The sequence below is a fragment of the Pantoea sp. SIMBA_079 genome, assembly GCF_046940275.1.
Classification (GTDB): Bacteria; Pseudomonadota; Gammaproteobacteria; order Enterobacterales; family Enterobacteriaceae; genus Pantoea; species Pantoea borealis.
In genome coordinates this window covers 1-278 of the sequence record NZ_JAWRYR010000214.1, presented here as the reverse complement: position 1 = coordinate 278, position 278 = coordinate 1, and the positions used below count along the sequence as shown (strand labels likewise).

The window sequence follows — 278 nt, the reverse complement described above, 5'->3', positions numbered from 1 at the left end:
GGACGGCAATGCGGCCTGGCACGACAGCGACGGCGTCATCGAGGTGCTGCGCCGGCTCGGTGGCCTCTGGCGCCTGGCCGTCGTGCTGCGCGTGCTGCCGCGTGGCCTGCGTGATGCGGGCTATCGCCTGCTCGCGCGCAGCCGCTATCGCCTGTTCGGACGCCGCGCGAGCTGCATGCTGCCGCCACCCGCGGCGCGCGACCGGTTTCTCTGACGTCGCACGCCGGCACGCGCGTGCCGGTCGCATGCCGGGGGCGTTCGCATCCCGACGCGCCGAC

1 protein-coding gene is annotated in these 278 nt (G+C 75.2%); it reads left to right on the top strand.

Going from position 1 to position 278, the window contains the following annotated elements:
- Window positions 1-214: thiol-disulfide oxidoreductase DCC family protein (locus tag SB719_RS19755; protein WP_412159680.1), on the top strand; the 214-nt coding region annotated here is incomplete at its 5' end.
- Window positions 215-278: the final 64 nt, after the last annotated feature.